The following is a 19,330-nucleotide window of genomic DNA, read 5'->3' on the forward strand; positions in this document are numbered from 1 at the left end:
AGCTGTGCGGCACGCAAATGACTATCATTTTCATTCGGTGGGGCTAGGCTTGGCAGATGGTGTGGCATGGCTTGCTGGCGAAGGCGGCGACAACGGTCGTCACGGGCGCGGTCGGAGTCGCGGCGTATGACGGTTTACGTAAAGCGGTGGCCAAGGCGCCGATCCGGGAGGCCGCGGTGACCACCACCGCGTGGGCATTGCGCGGTGCCCGCAAAGCCGAAGTGAGTGCTGAGGCGGCCCGGTTGAAGGTCGCCGATGTGATGGCCGAGGCGCGGGAACGGATCGGTGAGGAAGTACCACCGCCCGCCGTCGCCGACCCCGGACATTCCCACGATCACTGAGCGCTGTGGGCACCTCAGAGGTGGTATCCGACGCCGCGGGCCGGATGCGCGTGCACGCGCACTGGTTCCGGAATGATGCCATTCGCGCTGTCGCCATAGAGGATGCCGTCGATCAGGTGCCGGGTGTGCGGGCCGTCCACGCGTATCCGCGGACGGCCTCGGTCGTGGTGTGGTACTCGCCCAAGCGCTGCGACCGGGCCGCGATACTGGCGGCGATATCGGCTGCCGCCGAGGTGAGGCGGCATCTGGTGCCTGTCCGGACTCCCCGTTCGGCCGACATCCACAACGCCGACATTCTGCGGATGGCGATCGGCGCCCTCGCCCTGGTGCTGCTGGGGGTGCGCCGCTATGCGTTTGCCAGGCCGCCGTTGCTCGGGCCGACCAGTCGGATGTTCGCCACGGGAGCCACGGTCTTCACCGGTTATCCGTTCCTACGCGGCGCGCTGCGGACCCTGACCGGCAACCGGAGCGCGGGCACCGATGTCCTGGTGTCCGCTGCCACGGTGGCCAGCCTCGTGCTGCGGGAGAACGTCGTCGCGCTGACGGTCTTGTGGCTGCTGAACATCGGCGAGTATCTCCAGGACCTCACCCTGCGACGGACCCGTCGGGCGATCGCCAATCTGTTGCAGGGAACTCAGGACACGGTGTGGCTGCGCCTGGCCGATGGCACCGAGGTCGAGTTCCCCGTGGACGGGCTTCGGGTCGGTGACGAGGTCGTGGTGCACGAGCAGGTCGCGATCGCGGTCGATGGTGTGGTGAGCGACGGCGAAGCCATCGTCGACCAGTCGGCGATCACCGGCGAGAACCTGCCGGTCGCGGTCACGACCGGCGCCAAGGTGTACGCCGGTTCGGTTGTGGTCCGAGGAAAATTGGTGATCACCGCCGAGGCGGTCGGGCGCCACACCACGATCGGCCGGATCATCACCCGGGTCGAGGAGGCGCAGCACCACCGCGCACCCATTCAGACTGTCGGCGAGACCTTTTCGCGGCGCTTCGTGCCCGCCTCGTTCCTGTTGTCGGCCCTGACGCTGGTGGTCACCCGCGACGTGCGCCGGGCGATGACGATGCTGCTGGTCGCCTGCCCCTGCGCGGTGGGGTTGGCGACGCCCACGGCGATCAGCGCCGCCATCGGCAACGGCGCCCGGCGCGGGATCCTCATCAAGGGCGGTTCCCATCTGGAGGAAGCCGGCCGCGTCGACGCCGTCGTCTTCGACAAGACCGGAACCCTGACCATCGGCCGCCCGATCGTCACCAATGTGGTGGCCTTCCACAAGGACTGGGAGCCCGAACAGGTCCTGGCCTATGCGGCGAGCTCGGAGATCCACGCCCGTCACCCGCTCGCCGACGCAGTCCTGCGGTCGACCAAGGAGCGCCATATCGAGATACCTCCACATCAGGAGTGCGAGGTGCTCGTCGGGTTGGGGATGCGGACCCGGGCCGACGGGCGAACACTGCTGCTCGGCAGTCCTTCGCTGCTGGCCCAGGAGAAGGTGCGGGTGACCAAACGGGCCTCGGAGTGGGTGGACAAACTACGCCGGAGCGCCGAAACGCCCCTGTTGTTGGCCGTCGACGGAAAACTGGTCGGCCTCATCGGTTTACGGGACGAGGTCCGGCCCGAGGCCATCGGCGTGCTGCAGGCACTTCGGGCCGGCGGTGTCCGCCGCATGGTGATGCTGACCGGCGACCACCCGGATGCCGCCGCTGCCGTCGCCGAGGAACTCGGCATCACCGAGTGGCGCGCCGAGGTGATGCCGGAGGACAAGCTCGCGGTGGTGCGTGAGCTGCACGGCGAGGGGCATACCGTCGCGGTCATCGGCGACGGCGTCAACGATGCGCCGGCGCTGGCTGCGGCCGACATCGGCATCGCCATGGGACTCGGCGGCACCGACGTGGCGGTCGAGACCGCCGATGTGGCGCTGGCCAGTGACGACTTGCGACGACTGCTCGACGTGCGGGCTCTTGGCGGTCGGGCGGTGGACGTGATCCAGCAGAACTATGCGATGTCGATCGCGGTGAATGCCATCGGTCTGCTCATCGGTGCCGGTGGCGCGCTCTCGCCGGTTCTCGCCGCGGTCCTGCACAACGCATCGTCGGTGGCCGTGGTGGCCAACAGTGCCCGGCTGATCCGCTATGAGCTCGATCAGTTGTGAGAACTGACGCGGCTGAGGTTCACGTCGGCTCGTAGCTGTGCCGGCAGTGTGGCGCCGTCCCAACTGCCGGCTGCGATCCACGCGCAGGCATCCAGGGCGTCGGCATCGGTGCTGATCGGCCCGATCCAGATCGCGGGTGCGTTGGGATTCCGGTCTCTGGAGCAGGGCTGCAGCACGAGTACGGGACTGAGGTCGGCACGCCGGGTCGCGCAGGTGAGCTCACCGAGCAGGCATTGGGTGCTGACCAGAACGCCGTGCGGGCAGCGGCGTACCACGTTCCTCAACATGTGCACCAGCAGCGACTCGGGATCGGCTGACGAGCAGTGCATGCAGAGGGCGACGGTGAACGGTTCGCCGGTGTAGCAGCGTTCGCGGCTCATGCGAGCTCGACTTTGCTTGCCAGCCAGCGCCCGTCGATCTTCTTCATGGTCATCCTGATTCTGCTGCGGTCGATCCTCGGATCGGGCATGGCGCTGTTGGTCACCGACTGATCGACCATGAGAAGGACGACGACTTCGTCGGTCGACTTGGATTTGACTGCTGAATCCACCACGGTCCCATGCGCTGTCGCCTTGTTGTCGACGAGAAGTTGGCGAAGCCGAACGCTCGACTGGCTGTACATGTCCTTGAACTCCCCGGTGGCGCCGTTGAGGATGCGGCTGAAGTTGTCGTCGACCTTGGTGCTGTCGATGCTCGTCAGGGTTTCGGCGTAGACGCGCGCCGTCGCCTGGGCCTGGTCCGCCGCCGTGTCGACCCGGTGGTGCTGCCACACCTGCCAACCCAGAAGTGCCGATGTCATGGCGGTGGCGATGAGTCCGGCTGCCCCTGCGGCCACGAAGAGCTGGCCGAGGCGGCCTGGTTGGGGATCGGCTGCATCGGCCCCCGGAAGGTCGGTGGTGTCGTCATCGAGCGTTGCCGTCACGGTGCTTCCTGTCGAATCTTGTTTCCGGGCAGGCATATTCCTCGCGCCTGTGGCGGTCCCCACATTCCGGCCGGCCCCGTGAGATCGGCGTTGACAGGGGCCGGTGCCCACTCTACGTTAATTCGATAACGATAACCATTTTCATTAGTGCCCGTATCTGGGGCCGCGGGGAGGGATTGGGATGACCGCTGGAACGCCCGTCGGGATGGCCGGGACCGCCGCGGACACTCGACAGCCACGACTGAAAGACGGCGAGCACCAGCCGGGTTGGTTCGTCAGCCGCCGCGTCGACATCTACTTCGTATTCGGTCTGGGTGCACTGCTGTCCGCGATCCTGTTCGCGGCGGAAAGCCACAAGGGCGTGTTTCTGGTTGGAGCGGTGGCGTTTTCGCTACTGTCCGACCTTCCGCACGTGCTGACCACGACGGTGCGGGTGTGGCTGGATCCCCGCGAGCGGGCCCGGTACCGGTTGCATTACGTGCTGAGCTTCGCCGTCGTCGCCACGATCGTCGGCGTGCTCTGGTTCGGTGGCTGGTTGGTGCCGCTGTTGGCGATCTGGGCGTACTGGCAGGTCTTCCACGTCCTCAAGCAGCACTTCGGCATCATGAACATCTACGCCGCCAAGAACGGGTACAAGGGCCCCCGGAACCGGCTCAAGTACGCGCTGTATGCCGCCTGCCTGGCCCCGGTTCTATACCGGGCAAGCCACGGGCTGCACTTCTCCGAGTACGAGGTGTTCGGCCACCGGCTGCCGTTCTCGAACCTGAGTGTTCCGGTACCGCCGATACCCAACGCGCTCATCGTCATCGCCTACGCCGTCGCCGCCGTACTGGTTGCCATGGCGGTGGCCGAACAGATCAAGCTGCGCCGGGACGGGCAGACCCCGCTGCCCACGATGGCAGTGGCCACCTTCATCATCGCGGTCCTGTCCTACAACCTGTCCTACCTGCTGGTGTCGGACCTGTTCGCGCTCATCCTGATCGCCACTACCACCCACAGCCTGCAGTACCACCTGATCAACTGGACCAGGAACAACACCCGGTTCGCGGCCTCGACCGACCCGAGCGAGAAGAAGCTGCTGCTGGCCCGGCTCTCGACGCGCAAGGCGCTTCCGTTCTACGTGGCCGGGCTGGCGTTGCTGGGCATTCTCGCCGGACAGTTGGACACCGTCATCTTCGCGGTGCCCCTGATGTTCGTCCTGCACCACTTCTACATGGACGGCGCGCTCTGGAAGAGCAAGGGCAACCCGGAATTGGCCTATGACCTGGGAATCGTTCGTGCCAAGTGATTTGAAGACCTCGCTGGATGTCCGGGAGGTCACCTCGCCCGCGGAGGCGAGACGGTTCGTGGACCTGCCGTGGCATCTCTACCGTGGTGATGCCCGGTGGCGGCCGATGCTCCGCCGGGTCATGCGGACGAAGATGGACGCGCGGAAGAATCCACTGCACCGTGAGGTCGAGGTCGCCAACTTCGTTGCGTACCAAGGTGAGCGACCGGTCGGCCGGATCTCGGCGAGCATCGACCACGAGTACGTCAAGCGGTACGGAGACTGCGGGTTCTTCGGGCACTTCGAGAGCACCGCGGACGACGACGTGGCGGGTGCCCTGCTGGAAACCGCGGAGAACTGGGCGCGCCGCCGCGGCATGGTCAAGATGGTCGGACCGTACAGCTATTCGACTCGTGAGGAGGTGGGGCTGCTCGCCGAGGGGTACGACACCCCGCCGACCCTCATGCAGCCGTACAACCCGCCGTACTATCTACGTCTCGTCGAGGCTGCGGGTTACCGCAAGAAGTTCGACAGTGCCTCCTACCGCTGGAACACCGGAGCGGCAAGTGCCGTGCAGCAGCGCCTCGTCAAACGTGCCGACGCGGTGCTCGAGGCCCAGGGCGCCACGGTGCGTCCCGTGCGAATGAAGAGTTTCGGCACCGAACTGGAAACCCTTCGGGTGCTTTACAACGACTCGTTCGGCCACCACCCGGAGAACGTCCCGCTGAGCAGGGCGGTGTTCGCCGGGATGGCCGCGGAGATGCGACCGTTGATCGATCCCCGCATCGTCAGGATCGTCGAGGCGGACGGCGCTCCGGTCGGGTTCCTCTTGATGCTGCCCGACGTGAACCAGATCGCCGGTCGGTCCGGCAGACTGACCCCCTCGACGTTGTTGCGCATCGCGGCCAAGCGCCACGGACGGATCCGCGGGGTCGACACCGCGGTCGTCGTTCTCATCGGCGCCGTCGAAACGCGGTTCGGGGCGGGTATCGGCCGGATCCTGGCCGGCGAGATCGTCAGGGCGAGCACGGGCAGTGGCTATTCGTCGGTGGCGACCACCTGGGTACACGAGGACAATGTGTGGTCGAATTCCCTGGCCGCACAGATGAAGACGGAGCCCGATAAACGGCATCGCGTCTACCAGAAGGCACTGTGATGGCCGGTCGAATCCTGGTCACCGGGGGCGCCGGGTATCTGGGCAGTGCGCTCGTCGCCGAGCTGGTGGGCAATGGCGAAGCGGTCACCGTGATGGCCGGACCCGACGACCGCACGGTCCAACCGGGGAGTTTGGGCGGTGGTGTCGAGGTGGTCTGCGCGGACGTCACCGATGCGGCCGGCGTCGACGCGGCCATGCGTGGTATCTCGCACGTGTATCACCTGGCTGGCATCGCGTCTCCGAATTCACGGCTGGCTCACAGCATCTGGAACGCCAATGTCCTCGGCGCCTACCAGGTCGCCCACAGCGCACTGCGCCACGGCGTTCAGCGCATCGTCCATGTGTCGTCGACGGCCGCCATCGGCTATCCACCTGACGGAGTGGTGGCCGACGAACAGTTCGACATCGGGAATTCGGTGCTCGACAACGTCTACGCCGCCACCAAACGGGCCGGCGAACGCGTGGTGCTCGACTTCGGTGAGCGCGGACTCGACGTCGTCGTGGTAAACCCCGCAGCGGTTTTCATACCGGCATCGGGTAGGCCGCGGTCCTGGCAGGGCTTGTTGGCGGCCGCGCGCCGCGGGATGTTGCGGGGTGTACCACCCGGCGGGACTGCGGTGTGCTCGGCCCGCGACTTCGTCGCCGGAACCACCGCCGCCATGGCCAAGGGCAGATCCGGCGAGCGGTACATCCTCTCGAGCGCGAACCTGACCTATCGCCGGATCGCGGAATTGCTGGTGGAAGCCGTCGGCCGCAGCCACGGCGTCCGCACGCTGCCCATGGGTCTGTTCCGGGCCGCCGGAGCCGGCAACCGGGCCGTCCGCGACCTCTTCGGCAATCCCCGCCACGACGACGCGCTGGTGCCAGAGAACGTCGAATTGATGGCTCGCCACGTGTACTACGCATCCGGCAAGGCCGAGCGGGAGCTCGGGGTTCCGAGAATGTCCGCCGCCGAATTGATCACGGAGTTCGCTCGATGACCACTGATATCCGCCAGGCAGCGGCCGGGCCGGGTTCCAAAGACGCACTCGGCATCTCGATGGCTCAGGCGCGGGCGCTGATCGCCGACCTGAGCGCGCGGCGCCAGTGGATCTATTGGGTTGACCTCGCCGTGTGCGTGGTGGTCGGCTACACCGCGTTCCTGTTGTGTCCGGCCGATCGTCTGCTCTCGCCGGTCGCCATCGGCTGCATGGCGATCGCCGCGCTGGCGTTCTACCGGGCAGTGTTGTTCGTCCATGAGATCGTCCATGCACCCGAAGAGTTGCGCTGGTTCTCGGTGGGGTGGCACGTGGTGTGCGGAATTCCTTTGCTGGTACCGCAGTTCACCTACGAGTTCCATCAGGATCATCACGGGTCGCGCACCTACGGCACCGCGGAGGACGGTGAGTACGTCCCCTACGCGACGGAACCGCGTTGGCGGGTGCTCGCGTTGCCGTTCACCGCGTTGCTCGGCCCGCTCGTCTTCGTGCTGAGGTTTCTCGTGTTGGCGCCGCTGAGCTGGTTGATCCCGGGCATCCGGTCGTACGTACTGACCCGGGCCTCGGCGCTGATGATCGACGCCGACTTCGTCCGCAGGCTTCCGGAGGGGCGCACCCCACGGTCTTGGCTGGTACAGGAATTCGCCTGCTTCGCCTACCTGGTGGTGATGCTGGCATTGCTGGCCGGCGGGGTGTACTCCCCGAATCGTCTCGCTGAGGCGTACGTGATCGTCGCGGCGGTGCTGTTCGTCAACTGGGTGCGCGTGTTGGCCGCGCATCGCTACGAGAGCCGCAACGAGCGGATGACGTTCCCAGAGCAGGTACTCGACTCCATCGACCACCCGTCGTTGCCGGTCATCGGAGAACTGTGGGCCCCGCTCGGGCTGCGCTACCACGCGGTGCACCACCTGTTTCCGAAGCTGCCCTATCACCAACTCGGAAAGGCTCGCCGTCGCCTGGCCGAGGTGATTCCGCGCGACGGCGGCTTCTGGACTACCGAGGATCGCTCACTGACCAGCTCTTTGAGACGGCTTCTCGCGCACCCACGGGAGGCTCGATGATGCGGGATTCGTCCGCGGTGACCTACTCCCGGCGCCTGCCGATCCGGCCGATCGAGGCGGCCGGGGCTCGGCTACGCGACGCCGATGGCCGCTGGTACGTGGACTGTCTGGCCGCGGCCGGCGCGATGTCCCTGGGCTGGAATCACCCGGTTGTCCGCGAGGCGGTGATCAAGACTCTCGAATCGGGAGAACCGTGGCAGTCCCTGGACTTCCACACCCCGACCAGGGAACGATTCGTCGAGGATCTGTTGTCCATCCTGCCGCCGGGTCTGGCGCGCGAAGGCCGGGTGCATCTGTGCTCGCCGAGCGGTGCCAGCGCCGTCGAGGCGGCGCTGACGCTTGCCGAGATCGCCACCGGCGGAAGCGAACACATCGGCGTGCAGGGCGGCTTCCACGGTTGTACCCGGGCCGCGCGGGCAGCCAGTTCCGGCGGCGGACTGCGCCGCCAACCAGTAGTGCTGGCGCCGCGGGTCACATTCCTGCCCTACCCCCAGGATTACCGCTGCCCGTTCGGGGTCGGGGGAGAACCCGGTGTTGACCTGGCGGTCGCCGCCACCGAGAACGTGGATCGCCCCCACTCCGGCGTCACCGCGCCGGCTTCGGTCCTGGCGGAGTTCGTGCTGGGGGAGGGGGGAGTCATCCCCGCGCCGTACCGGTGGGGCAAGGCGTTGCGGACCATGGCAAGCCGGCTCGATGTCCCGTTGATCGCCGACGAGGTGCAGGCGGGGATGTTCCGGACCGGGCCGGCCTGGGCGTTCCAGCGGTGTGACGTCGAGCCCGACATGATGGTGATCTCGAAGGGGCTGGGTTCCGGGCTGCCCATCGCGGTTCTGGTGATCCGGGAACGCTATGACGTGTGGGAGCCCGGGGCCTTCACGGGCACGTTCCGCGGCAATGCGATGGCCTTCGCCGCGGCCGGCGCGGTGATCCGCTTCGCCGTCGCGACAGATCTGTCGGCCCGCGTCCAGGCGACGGGTAGTGCCTTTCTCGACGGGCTCAAGTCGGTCGCCGCGCAATCCGAGGTCGTCGGTGACGTGCGGGGTGCCGGGCTGATGCTGGCCGCCGAGATCGTCGACCCCGCGGGCGCGCGCCACCACGACGTGCCCGCGCCCGACGCGGCACTGGCCGAGCGGATCCAACGGGCCTGTCTTGCACACGGCCTCATCGTCGAAACCGGTGGGCAATATGGGAATGTGGTGCGCTTCCTGCCGCCGTTGACCATCGACGAGGTCGACATGTCGGCCGCGCTCACCGCCTTCGCCGCCGCGGTGCGGCAGGTAGAGCGGCAGCGGCCGGCGGACAGCGTGTTGCTGGGGGCGCGATGACAATGGGCACCGGTTCGTTCGCGGACGACTTTCTCACCCCGCGCGGACTCAGCGGATATCGCGAGGCGCTGACCCTGGCCGCCACCTGGGCCGGCACGGAGCTGGCCGACCCGGCCCAACCGGGCGTGGTGGCAGGCTACGCCGAAATCGAAGCGACCGTCGGGAAGATCGCCCTCGACAACGTGGCGGGCATCGGGCTGCCCCAGGCATTGGGCGAGGCGGTCGCCCTGTTGTCGGGACGGTCCGCGGTGGTGACCCACCCCGGCTATCTGGCCCACCTGCACTGCCCGCCGACGGTACCGTCGCTGGCCGCCGAGATCCTCGTCAGCGCGTTCAACCAGTCGCTGGACTCCTTCGATCAGGCCCCGGCGGCCACGGCGCTCGAGCAGAAGGTCATCGGCGACCTCTGCGCCACAATGGGTTACGGCGTCGGCGCCGACGGCACATTCACCAGTGGGGGAACGCAATCCAACCTGCAGGCACTGCTGATGGCCCGAGACCTGTTCGCCCGGGGCAGGTTTGGATCCGACCTGGCGGCCGGGCTGCCGGCCGAGGCCGGATCCTGGCGCGTGCTGTGTACCGGCCAGACGCATTTCTCGGTGCGGCAGGCGCTGCGGATCCTCGGGCTGTCGGGTGCGGTGGTCGAGGTGCCCACCGACGAGGCTGGACGGATGCGTATCGACGGGCTCATCCACTGTGTCGATCGTGCCGTCGAGACCGGCACACCGATCATGGCACTCGTACTCACCGCCGGGACGACGGACTTCGGCGCGATCGATCCGCTGCCGGAGGCGATCGCCATTGCCCGCGAGCACGGTATCTGGACCCATGTCGACGCCTGTGCAGGTGGCTGCCTGGCGTTCAGCGCCACCCATCGTGACCTCCTCGGTGGGATCGAGCAGGCCGACTCCATAGCCATCGACTTCCACAAGCTGTTGTTCCAGGCGATCAGCTGTAGCGCGCTGCTGGTGCGGCGGGGGGAATCCTTCGAGATACTGGCCGACCACGCCGATTACCTGAACCCGCTGCGGGATTCGGCCGAAGACGTGGTCAATCTGGTCGGAAAGTCACTGCAGACCACCCGTCGGTTCGACGCCCTCAAGGTGTTCGTGACGCTGCGGGCACTGGGTAGGCAGCGGGTGGGCGAGATGATCGACGCCACCTGTGCGGCGGCGGCTGCGGCCGCGTCCGCGGTGTCCGATCACTCACGTCTGGCACTGGTGGCCCCCGTCGCGACCAACACGGTGGTGGTGCGCTGGCGGCATCCGGACCTGTCCGACGCCGAATGCGACGACGTGAACCAGGAGATCCGGATCGCCCTCGCCGAGTCGGGCCGCGCAGTTCTCGGCCGGTCGACGGCGGGCGGCAGTCAGGCCCTCAAGCTCACGTTCGTCAACCCGCTGGTCAATCCCGAAGCGGCGGCCGACGTGATCGCCGCCATCGCCGCTGAGGGGCAACGGATCCTGCGGTCTCGCGGAAGGGAATTCACCAACGCATGAACACCAGAGCACTGCGGGTCGACCGGGTCCGGCCCGACGATGAGCGGTTCGGCTGGGCGAAGGGTGTGGAATACCGCATTTTCGGCCTGGAGAACGATTACGCGAGCGAATCGGACATCGCGGCCGGTGAAATGGTGCACTACCGGCCGTGGGAGCGGAGCTCGGAGATCTTCGTGGGGTTCAGCGAGGACTCGGACGAACCGGTCGGCGTCCTGCGGGCACTGCGGGCCGATACCGATCTCGGTCTGGACAGCTTCAGCACATTGCGCGACGGCCGCAGGTATGCGCCGGCAGGCGGGGTGCCGAGAAACTTCCTGTATCCGGAGTGGAATTCGTTCTTCGACGACATCGCGCCTGAGCGCATCGCCGAGCTCGCCACCCAGGGCGTGCGCAAGAAACACCGGCGCGTGGGCATGATCGAGCAGATCTGGCAGGTGTTCTTCGGAAGCTTGGCTGCCGACGGCGTCGACTACGTGACCGTGGCGCTCGTGGTCCCGCTGTTCGAGTGGTACAGCCAGCTGTTGTCGACGCGGATCCACCAGATCGGTGAGGTCATGCCGGACTACATCGGGGCCGACAGCGTGCCGGCCGTGGTCGACATCAGCGGGTCCTTCATCGCCGATGCCACCAGAACCCTTCTACCGTCCAGCAATTAGAGGAACACTTCGATGCGATCGATTCACACGCAAGAGCACGTCTTCCGGAAGGTCAGCGAGATCGACTGTCACGTCGACCGGGTGTGGGACCGGGTGACCACCCAGGAGGGCATCAATGACGAGATGGGCCCCTATCTCAAGATGACGATGCCGCGTCAGTTCCGGGGGCAGTCGATCGCCGACGTCACGCCGGGTACCCGCATCGGCAAGAGCTTCCTGCTGTTGTTCGGCATCTTGCCGTTCGGCTTCGACGACATCACCATCGCCGAGATCGATCCCGGCCGCTTGTTCCGGGAGGAGTCGATCATGACAGGGATGCGGATCTGGGTTCATCACCGCACCCTGGAACCGTTGGGGGACAAGACGATCGTCACCGATGAGATCACGCTGGCCCCGCAGGCGCCGATGGGCCTGATCCCTGGCTGGGGCAAGGTGATGAGCCGGGTCCTGTCGGCGTTCTTCAGCCACCGGCACCGCCGACTGAACCGGACGCTGACCGGCGCGGGCACGGCACGGTGAGGCGGATTCTCGCGGCCGCCGGAGCAGGTTTGCTCGGGTCCGGCCTGCTGGCCGGCTGCGCACCGGTGAACGAAGAGGCCGGAAGGCCGGTGGGGCACGCCTACGAACTGTTGAAGTATCCCGGCGCGGTGGGTGAGCCGGCGGCCGAACCCCGCGCCGGATCACCCTTCGGGAGTTATCCGTTGGAGATTTCGGGCTCGGTCACCTACCTCGACGAGAAGACGTCGCTGCCCACTTCGGGTGTACTCACCATCGGCCCGGGACCGCGGCACGGCGAGTTGCAGGTCGAGCAGTACTACTCCGGCGACCGTTTCCCGTATGAGACCGGCATCGTCTCCACCGGGTCCGATGAGGCCGGGGCCGGCACTCTCGATGCGATAACGATCGTCAACCCGCTCGACTCGCGCGTCTCGTTGCAATGCGCGGTCGACGGTGGAATCGACTTGGGAGATACCGGGGAACCGCGTGAACTGACCGGTTCGTGCGGTGGCGGTGCGGCGGTGCGCGGCAACGTGCGTTCAGAAGGCACTCGCAACAGCACCTGGCGCGGCAAGCCTGTCGAACTGGTGCGCACCGTAGTCGATCTCGACGTGACCGGGGTGAGCGCCGGCACGATCCACCAGGTCAACGAGACGCCGAAGGGCGGCAGTTTCCCGCTCTACACCGAGCTCAAGGTGGACCTGACCGCACAGGGCATCCGTCTGACCGAAGAGCTGGAGCGCCACGTCCTTCCCAGAGTCGGAGAGTGAACGGCCCATGTCCGAACAAAAACAAGACAATTCGTCGCCGGCATTGCTCGCGGACGCCGTCACCAAGGCATATCCGGGCGCACAGACCAGCGCCGTCGACGGACTCAGCCTGACGGTGCCTCGCGGGGTGGTCTACTGCTTGCTCGGCCGCAACGGTGCCGGCAAGACCACCACCATCCGCATGGCCACGACACTGCTCGCACCGACCAGCGGCCGATTGGAAGTGCTCGGCATACCCGTCGCCGAGACCGACGAGCTGCGTCCACAGATCGGCGTGGCACTGCAGGAGGTGGCGCTGGACCTGTGGATGTCGCCGGTCGAACAGATCCGTATGAGCTTGGCGATGGCGGGCTGGCCGAAATCCGAAAGACGCAGGCGGGAAGACGAACTCGTGGAACAGTTCGGGCTGGGCAAGTACCTCACCCGTAAGGTCGGCGCGCTGTCGGGTGGCATGCGCCGCCGGGTCGACGTGGCGCTCGCGGTCGCGCACGACCCGAAGATGCTGTTCCTCGACGAGCCGTCCAGCGGCCTCGACATCGAGGGCAAGCAAGAGGTGTGGAACGCCATCCGGTCCCTGCGCTCGCAGGGCCGCACGGTGGTGCTGACCACCCATGACATGGACGAAGCGGTCTCGCTGGCCGACGAGGTCGGAATCATCAAGGACGGCAGATTGGTCGCATCTGGATCGACGCAGGAATTCACCAGAAGCCATGGGTTCGTCGCGTCGATCTCGTCGGGCACGCCGATCCCCGATACCTCGGTGCAGGGATTGTCCGCAACCGGTTACACCGTGGAACGCACGAGTGACACGGCCCTGACGACGACACTTGAGTCGGCGACGGCCGCTGCCCTCGGCAAGCTCAGCGCCGAGCTGGAGCGAGTCGGACTGGGCGAGGCCGACATCGAGGTCCGGTCGACCTCCCTACGTGATGCGTTTCTGGAGGCCACCCGATGAACTCGTTGTCGAACACCCTGCGGCTGTTCCGTCGCTATGTGATCGTGGGCCTGCGGCAGCCGGTCTTCGGGTTCATCTTCCCGATCGTCTTCCCCGTGGTCCTGGTGATCTTCGTGCGATCCATGTTCCAGCGGGTCGCCGACCTACCCGGATTCCCACTGTCGTCGTATACCGCCTACATCGCGCCGGGCCTGATCATGCTGATCCCGATGCTCGGGGCCGGCTACGGCGCGGGCACCCTGATCGACGAGATCCGGTCCGGCTTCACCGATCGGCTGCGGCTCTACGGTGTGTCGACCAGTCAGATCATGGCTGCCAAGTTCGGCTTCGAGATGTTCCGGATCCTGCCCGCGGCGGTCATCGTGATCGCCCTGCTGGCCCTGCTCGATGCCCCGCTGCGAGCCGGGATCCTCACAGCCGCATTGCTCGTCGTGCTGATGTTCCTGTGGTCGGCGGCCTACAGTTCGTTGTTTTACCTGGTGGCGCTGCGCACGCTCAACCCGCAGGCGCCGGTGGCGATGTTGCCGTTGGCGCTGCCGGTGTTGTTCATCAGCCAGGCGCTCATGCCGTCGGTGTTCCTGTCGGACTGGCTTCGGTTCAGCATCAACCTGAACCCGTTCTCTCACATCGTGGCGGCAGCGTCGACCATCATGTACGGCGAGTTCGACATCGCAACCGTCGTCACGGGTTGCCTTGTCGCCGTTGGCATGTTCGCCATTCTCCAGATCCCCATTCACCTGGTGATTCGCCGCAAGATCGGAAGGTAGTCAGGCCGTGTCAGAAGTACGGGAGTTCCTCATCGAGTTCATCACCGACGAACTCGAATTGCCCGCCGAAGACGTCAACGATTTCTCGGAGCTGGTCGGGGACCTGGGATTCGACTCGTTGTCGTTCGCCCTCGGGGTATCCGAGATCAAGAACCGATTCGGTGTCGTGCTCAACAAGGACGATGTGTTCGAATGTAAGACCGTCGGCGCCCTGGTCGAGCTGGTGGAGAACCGCCGGCTCGCCGCCTCGGGGACGGCGGGCAACCCGCCGGGACAGCCGTGAACCGGATATTGGCGAGACTTCAAGGCGGCGTTGACATCACGTCGCGGGGTCTCACGGCGGCGCCGGTCGGCCCGGACGGCCGGTCGCGGCTCGAACATCTGACCACGGCAAGCTGGGCGCAGGTGCACCGATCCGGCCGTGCCGCCGCGGGTGGGGTGCAGCGGGCCGGGGTACGGCCGGGAGACGCGGTGGCCGTGCTCGCCGGCGCACCGGGCGAGATCGCCCCGCTGGTACAGGGCATCTGGATGTCCGGGGCGGCGGTGACCATGCTGCACCATCCGACGCACCGCACCGATATCTCGGTGTGGGCGGCGGATCTGATCCCGACGCTGTCGACCATCGGTGCCTCGACCGTCGTGGTCGGTAGCCCCTTCCTGGCCGCCGGCGAGGCGCTGTCCGCGGCCGGGGTGCGCACGCTACCGCTCAGCGAGTTGCTCGACGCGCTGCCGGGTCAGATCGTGGAATCAGACGAGGACGCGATCGCGTTCGCACAGTTGACCTCCGGATCGACCGGCAGTCCCAAGGCCGTCGCGATCAGCTACCGCAACATCGAGGCCAATCTGGTCGGGATGGCGGCCGCCTCGGGCGCGAACCCCGAGAGCGATGTCGTGGTGAGCTGGCTGCCGCTCTTTCACGACATGGGCATGATGGGCTATCTGATCACGCCGATGTGCCTGGGGATCGAGACCGTGAAGGTCACCCCGGTCGACTTTCTCGGCGATCCGCTGGTGTGGGCCGAGCTGATCACCAGATATCGCGGAACCATGACCGCGGCGCCGAATTTCGCCTACTCGGTGCTGGCGCGCCGGCTCGGCAAGTCCGCCGACGGCGCCTACGACCTGTCGACCTTGCGGTTCGCGCTCAGTGGTGCCGAGGCCATCGATGTCGGGACGCTGCATCGGTTGGCCACCGAGGGAGTGCGATTCGGTCTGCGCAAGCACGCCATCGTGCCTGCCTACGGGATGGCGGAGGCGACGCTGGGAGTGTCGTTCGTCCGTCCGGGCGACGAATACCGTGTGTGCGATCAACGGGTGGCGCTCGGACCACCGCTGCCGGGTTGCCAGGTCCGCGTGGTGGCCGAGGACGGCTCGGTGGTCGAGTCGCCTGGCATCGGCGAACTGGAGATCCGCGGGGAGAACGTGTCCCGCGGCTACCGCACCCCCGAGGGGTTCGAGGCCATCACCGACCCCGACGGATGGTTCCGTACCGGCGATATCGGCTATCTGACCGACGACGGCCAGCCCGTCATCTGCGGTCGCAAGAAGGACATCCTGATCATCTCTGGCCGCAACGTCCATCCCGAAGACATCGAACGAAGCGTGGCCGGGGTGACCGGGGTGCGCCCGGGCGGCGTCGCAGCGGTGCGTCTTTCCACCGCGGCTGTCGGCGAAGGATTCACCATGGTGGCCGAATCGGCGCTGCACTCCGACAGTGCCGAGACCGCGCGCATCCGTGCCGAGATCGCCGATCGAATCTACCGTCGGCTCGGGCTCAGCCCGCGGGCCGTGCACGTGGTCCCGGCCGGCTGGCTGCCCAAGACCTCGTCGGGCAAGTTGCGACGGTTGGAGACGACCGCGCGACTGGCCCGGCTCGGGCGCCCCGGGGAGCGTGAACTCGCCAGATGACAGTGCGGGACACCAGCTCCCGTGTTGTCCAGTTCGGTGCGGGATACCTGCGGCGCCATCCGGTGGCGGCGCTCGCCACAGTCGGTGAGCAGGTGGGACTCGGGTTGACCACGATCCGGTTCTGCGTCACCGATCTGGTGGCCGGACGATTTCAGTGGGCCGAGTTCGTACGGCAGGCGGCGTTCATGGCCGGGGCGGCCGTCATGCCGACGGTCTTGGTGGCGCTGCCGATCGGGGTCACCTTGTCGATCCAGTTCGCGCTGTTGGCGGGACAGGTCGGCGCGACCTCGCTGGCCGGTGCGGCCAGCGGGTTGGCCGCCGTGCGACAGGCCGCCTCGCTGGTCGCCGCACTGCTGTTGGCCGCGGCGGTGGGAGCGGCGATGACGGCGGATCTGGGTTGCCGGACCATGCGCGAGGAGACCGCCGCGATGGAGGTGATGGGCGTTTCGGTGGTTCGGCGGCTGGTCGTGCCCCGGTTCGCGGCCGCGATCGTCGTCGGCATCGCCCTCACCGGGGTGGTGTGTTTCGTCGGCTTTCTGTCGAGCTATCTCTTCAACGTCTACGTACAGGGCGGTGCGCCAGGAAGTTTCATTGCCACCTTCGCCTCGTTCGCCACCACAGGGGACATGCTGCTCGCATTGTTCAAATCGGCCATCTACGGAGCGATCGTCGCGGTGGTGTCGTGTCAGAAAGGGCTCGCGGCTGGACAAGGTCCGGCCGGGGTGGCCAATGCGGTGAACGCCGCAGTGGTCGAATCGGTCCTGGTCCTGATGACGGTCAATGTCGCGGTGAGCCAGCTCTACACCATGCTGTTCCCACGGACGGGACTGTGAGATGACCGAGCCCGTGATGACGCGACCGGTGGCACGCTTCGGCCATTTCGTCGCCTTCTCGGCGCATGCCCTTGCCGGTGCTCCGCTGGCCATGAGCCGGTATCGCAGAGAGTTCCTCAGGCTGGTATCCGACATCACCTGGGGCAACGGATCGATCGTGGTCGGCGGTGGCACGGCCGGGGTGATCCTCGTCCTCGGAATCACCACCGGCGCCCTGATCGCGGTCGAAGGGTACGACTTCCTGAACCTGCTCGGCCTCGGCCCGGCGACCGGGATCGTCTCGTCGCTGGTCACCACTCGTGAGCTGGCCCCGATCATGGCGGCTCTGGCGTTCGCGGTACAGGCGGGCTGCCGCTTCACCACCCAGATCGGCTCGATGCGGATCTCCGAAGAGATCGACGCGATGAATTCGCTTGCCATCAGGCCGATCCCGTACCTCATCACCACCCGCCTGCTGGCGTCGGTGGTCGCGATCGTTCCCCTGTACGCGGCGTGCCTCGGCATCTGCTATCTGTCCTGCCAGTTCATGGTGGGTTTCATCAGCGGCGGATCGCTCGGCCCTTACCTGCACTACTTCACATTGCTGATCAGCGGCCCCGACATCGTGTACTCGATGGTCAAGGCCGTGGTGTTCGTCTGGATCGCGGCAACGGTGCAGTGCTACTACGGATTCTGCGCGGGCGGTGGCCCGGAGGGCGTGGGTGTCGCCGCGGGGCACGCCATGCGGGCCAGCATAACCGTGGTGATCATCGCCAACATGCTGCTGACCATGGCGCTGTGGAGCGTGGACTCCGGTGCAAGGCTGGGAGGTTGACCGTGGCGAGCATGGTCGATCTGGACGGGAACCACCTCACCGGCAGGCAGTTGATCCGGCGCGGTGCGGCGGCGCTCGTCGTCGTGGGTGTGGTGGCGTCGGTCTTGCTGGTGAAATCGACCGGCTGGTTCGACCGCGGCCTGCACGTGGTCGCCGAACTGCGCAACATCGGCGACGGCCTACCGGCCCGGTCGGATGTAAAGTTCCGCGGCGTCCTCGTCGGCGCGGTGGAAAGTGTCACGCCCGGAACCGGCGGTCAGCCCAGTCAGGTCCACCTCCGGCTGAATTCGGCCTATGCGCAGGGCATTCCGGCGAGTGTGGCGGCCCGGGTGGTGCCCAGTAACGCCTTCGCGGTGTCGTCGTTGCAGTTGGTCGAGTCGGAGAACGGCTCGGCCGACCCGATCCGCGACGGCGGGCGGATCACCGAGGACACGACCCTGCCGACGGTACTGTTCCAGACCACCCTCACCAAGCTGCGCGACATTCTCGCGGCGGCGGGTCGCGGACGCGGTGACCACACCGACGGCGTGCTGGCGGCCGTCGCGGCGGCCACCAACAACCGTCGCGGGAAACTGCTGACGTCGGCGGCCGAACTCGATCGGATCATCGACGACCTGAACGCCGTCGTCGCGACCGATGAAGGGCCGTCGACGATCTCGGCGCTGTCTGAAGCCGCGCGCGGACTGTCGGCAACGGCGCCCGACCTCGTCTCGGCGTTGCATGAGGCGGTCGGGCCGATGCGAACCCTGGTCGAGCAACGCCGAAGCCTCGACGATTTCCTGTCGGCGGCCGCACGCACCACCGGAACCAGTGCGGAGGCACTCGACAATCAGACCGACCGGCTGGTCCATATCACCACCGACCTGACCCCGGTGCTCGGTGTCCTGGCCCAGAACGCCCAGCACTTCGTGCCGATCAGCCAGCGGATGGCCAGGTTCTCCGACACCTTCTTCGCCGAGGTCTGGGACTCCGAGCTCGACACCGCGCGTGGACGCGTGAATCTCTCGTTCACGCCGTCGTACACCTATACCCGCGCCGACTGCCCGCGATACGGAGCGTTGGCGGGGCCGAGCTGCTTCACCGCACCCGAGGTGCCCGTGCGGGCCGACCTACCCGAAGTCCTGATGCCGCAGAACTATCAGCCGCCGCCGGATCTGGCGCCCCCGCCGGGCACCGCCATCGGGGAGAACGGAAACCTGGTCGCGGTGGGGCCGCCACTGCTGGCACCCGCCTCGTTCGGCGGCAATGTCGGCCCGGTCGGCAGCAGCCAGGAGCGTGACCGGTTGGCCGAGATCACCGGAGAGTCCGTGACGGTGGCCACACAACTGATTCTCGGTCCCGTCGCGCGCGGCACCGTCGTCACGCGAACACCGCTGCCCGCAACCGAACCCAAGCCGTAGGAGACCAACGATGTCCAGATCTGCCCTGGGG

At 66.9% G+C, this 19,330-nt stretch carries 20 protein-coding genes; 18 read left to right on the top strand and 2 right to left on the bottom strand.

The features are described 5' to 3' along the window. The first annotated feature begins 56 nt into the window (after positions 1 to 56). On the top strand, positions 57 to 341 hold the full coding sequence (locus BN4332_RS26695; protein ID WP_066902429.1) for a DUF1490 family protein: 285 nt from the start codon (positions 57 to 59) through the stop codon (positions 339 to 341). A gap of 44 nt (positions 342 to 385) precedes the next feature. Continuing rightward, on the top strand, positions 386 to 2,491 hold the full coding sequence (locus tag BN4332_RS26700) for a heavy metal translocating P-type ATPase (protein ID WP_066902464.1): 2,106 nt from the start codon (positions 386 to 388) through the stop codon (positions 2,489 to 2,491). Here BN4332_RS26700 and BN4332_RS26705 read toward each other — a convergent pair. Continuing rightward, positions 2,482 to 2,871 carry a hypothetical protein gene (locus tag BN4332_RS26705; RefSeq protein ID WP_074133200.1) on the bottom strand — a complete coding sequence of 130 codons (390 nt, stop codon included), beginning with the start codon at positions 2,869 to 2,871 and terminating at the stop codon, positions 2,482 to 2,484. The two genes, BN4332_RS26700 and BN4332_RS26705, sit on opposite strands and share 10 nt — an antisense overlap. Further along, positions 2,868 to 3,413 carry an Rv1363c family protein gene (locus BN4332_RS26710; protein WP_084459420.1) on the bottom strand — a complete coding sequence of 182 codons (546 nt, stop codon included), beginning with the start codon at positions 3,411 to 3,413 and terminating at the stop codon, positions 2,868 to 2,870. The genes BN4332_RS26705 and BN4332_RS26710 overlap by 4 nt, the downstream gene beginning before the upstream one ends. A gap of 205 nt (positions 3,414 to 3,618) precedes the next feature. Between BN4332_RS26710 and BN4332_RS26715 the strand changes: the two genes are divergently transcribed. The 16 genes from BN4332_RS26715 to BN4332_RS26790 are packed head-to-tail and all read left to right on the top strand — an operon-like array spanning position 3,619 to position 19,299. After that, on the top strand, positions 3,619 to 4,701 hold the full coding sequence (locus BN4332_RS26715; protein WP_066902431.1) for a hypothetical protein: 1,083 nt from the start codon (positions 3,619 to 3,621) through the stop codon (positions 4,699 to 4,701). Between the two features lie 13 nt (positions 4,702 to 4,714). Continuing rightward, positions 4,715 to 5,836, top strand: coding sequence for an N-acetyltransferase (locus tag BN4332_RS26720; protein ID WP_435405211.1), 1,122 nt, complete (start codon positions 4,715 to 4,717; stop codon positions 5,834 to 5,836). Beyond that, positions 5,836 to 6,816 (top strand): NAD-dependent epimerase/dehydratase family protein, encoded by a 981-nt coding sequence (locus tag BN4332_RS26725; RefSeq protein WP_066902433.1) that lies wholly within the window; start codon positions 5,836 to 5,838, stop codon positions 6,814 to 6,816. The genes BN4332_RS26720 and BN4332_RS26725 overlap by 1 nt, the downstream gene beginning before the upstream one ends. Then, complete coding sequence (locus tag BN4332_RS26730; RefSeq protein WP_066902434.1) at positions 6,813 to 7,874, top strand: fatty acid desaturase family protein; 1,062 nt, start codon at positions 6,813 to 6,815, stop codon at positions 7,872 to 7,874. The genes BN4332_RS26725 and BN4332_RS26730 overlap by 4 nt, the downstream gene beginning before the upstream one ends. After that, positions 7,874 to 9,199, top strand: coding sequence for an aminotransferase class III-fold pyridoxal phosphate-dependent enzyme (locus BN4332_RS26735; RefSeq protein ID WP_066902435.1), 1,326 nt, complete (start codon positions 7,874 to 7,876; stop codon positions 9,197 to 9,199). Before BN4332_RS26730 ends, BN4332_RS26735 begins: the two co-directional genes overlap by 1 nt. Next, a complete protein-coding gene (locus BN4332_RS26740) occupies positions 9,196 to 10,698 on the top strand; it encodes a pyridoxal phosphate-dependent decarboxylase family protein (RefSeq protein WP_066902436.1) in 1,503 nt (500 codons plus the stop codon). Before BN4332_RS26735 ends, BN4332_RS26740 begins: the two co-directional genes overlap by 4 nt. Next, a complete protein-coding gene (locus BN4332_RS26745) occupies positions 10,695 to 11,354 on the top strand; it encodes a hypothetical protein (protein WP_066902437.1) in 660 nt (219 codons plus the stop codon). Before BN4332_RS26740 ends, BN4332_RS26745 begins: the two co-directional genes overlap by 4 nt. Before the next feature lie 12 nt (positions 11,355 to 11,366). Continuing rightward, the gene (locus tag BN4332_RS26750; RefSeq protein WP_066902438.1) at positions 11,367 to 11,873 is read left to right on the top strand and encodes an Rv1443c family protein; all 507 of its coding nucleotides are present in this window, start codon (positions 11,367 to 11,369) and stop codon (positions 11,871 to 11,873) included. After that, on the top strand, positions 11,870 to 12,622 hold the full coding sequence (locus BN4332_RS26755; protein WP_084459421.1) for a hypothetical protein: 753 nt from the start codon (positions 11,870 to 11,872) through the stop codon (positions 12,620 to 12,622). The genes BN4332_RS26750 and BN4332_RS26755 overlap by 4 nt, the downstream gene beginning before the upstream one ends. Positions 12,623 to 12,629: 7 nt before the next feature. Continuing rightward, positions 12,630 to 13,577: an ABC transporter ATP-binding protein gene (locus BN4332_RS26760; protein ID WP_066902439.1), complete on the top strand. Its 948-nt coding sequence runs from the start codon at positions 12,630 to 12,632 to the stop codon at positions 13,575 to 13,577. After that, the gene (locus BN4332_RS26765) at positions 13,574 to 14,344 is read left to right on the top strand and encodes an ABC transporter permease (RefSeq protein ID WP_066902440.1); all 771 of its coding nucleotides are present in this window, start codon (positions 13,574 to 13,576) and stop codon (positions 14,342 to 14,344) included. The genes BN4332_RS26760 and BN4332_RS26765 overlap by 4 nt, the downstream gene beginning before the upstream one ends. A gap of 7 nt (positions 14,345 to 14,351) precedes the next feature. Then, on the top strand, positions 14,352 to 14,627 hold the full coding sequence (locus BN4332_RS26770) for an acyl carrier protein (RefSeq protein ID WP_066902441.1): 276 nt from the start codon (positions 14,352 to 14,354) through the stop codon (positions 14,625 to 14,627). Then, on the top strand, positions 14,624 to 16,252 hold the full coding sequence (locus BN4332_RS26775) for a fatty acyl-AMP ligase (protein ID WP_066902442.1): 1,629 nt from the start codon (positions 14,624 to 14,626) through the stop codon (positions 16,250 to 16,252). Before BN4332_RS26770 ends, BN4332_RS26775 begins: the two co-directional genes overlap by 4 nt. Further along, the gene (locus BN4332_RS26780; protein ID WP_066902443.1) at positions 16,249 to 17,085 is read left to right on the top strand and encodes an MlaE family ABC transporter permease; all 837 of its coding nucleotides are present in this window, start codon (positions 16,249 to 16,251) and stop codon (positions 17,083 to 17,085) included. The genes BN4332_RS26775 and BN4332_RS26780 overlap by 4 nt, the downstream gene beginning before the upstream one ends. Before the next feature lies 1 nt (position 17,086). Then, positions 17,087 to 17,899 carry an MlaE family ABC transporter permease gene (locus BN4332_RS26785; RefSeq protein ID WP_066902444.1) on the top strand — a complete coding sequence of 271 codons (813 nt, stop codon included), beginning with the start codon at positions 17,087 to 17,089 and terminating at the stop codon, positions 17,897 to 17,899. 11 nt (positions 17,900 to 17,910) lie between these two features. Beyond that, positions 17,911 to 19,299 carry an MlaD family protein gene (locus tag BN4332_RS26790; RefSeq protein WP_084459423.1) on the top strand — a complete coding sequence of 463 codons (1,389 nt, stop codon included), beginning with the start codon at positions 17,911 to 17,913 and terminating at the stop codon, positions 19,297 to 19,299. Positions 19,300 to 19,330 lie beyond the last annotated feature (31 nt).

This window comes from Mycolicibacterium houstonense, assembly GCF_900078665.2.
Classification (GTDB): domain Bacteria; phylum Actinomycetota; class Actinomycetes; order Mycobacteriales; family Mycobacteriaceae; genus Mycobacterium; species Mycobacterium houstonense.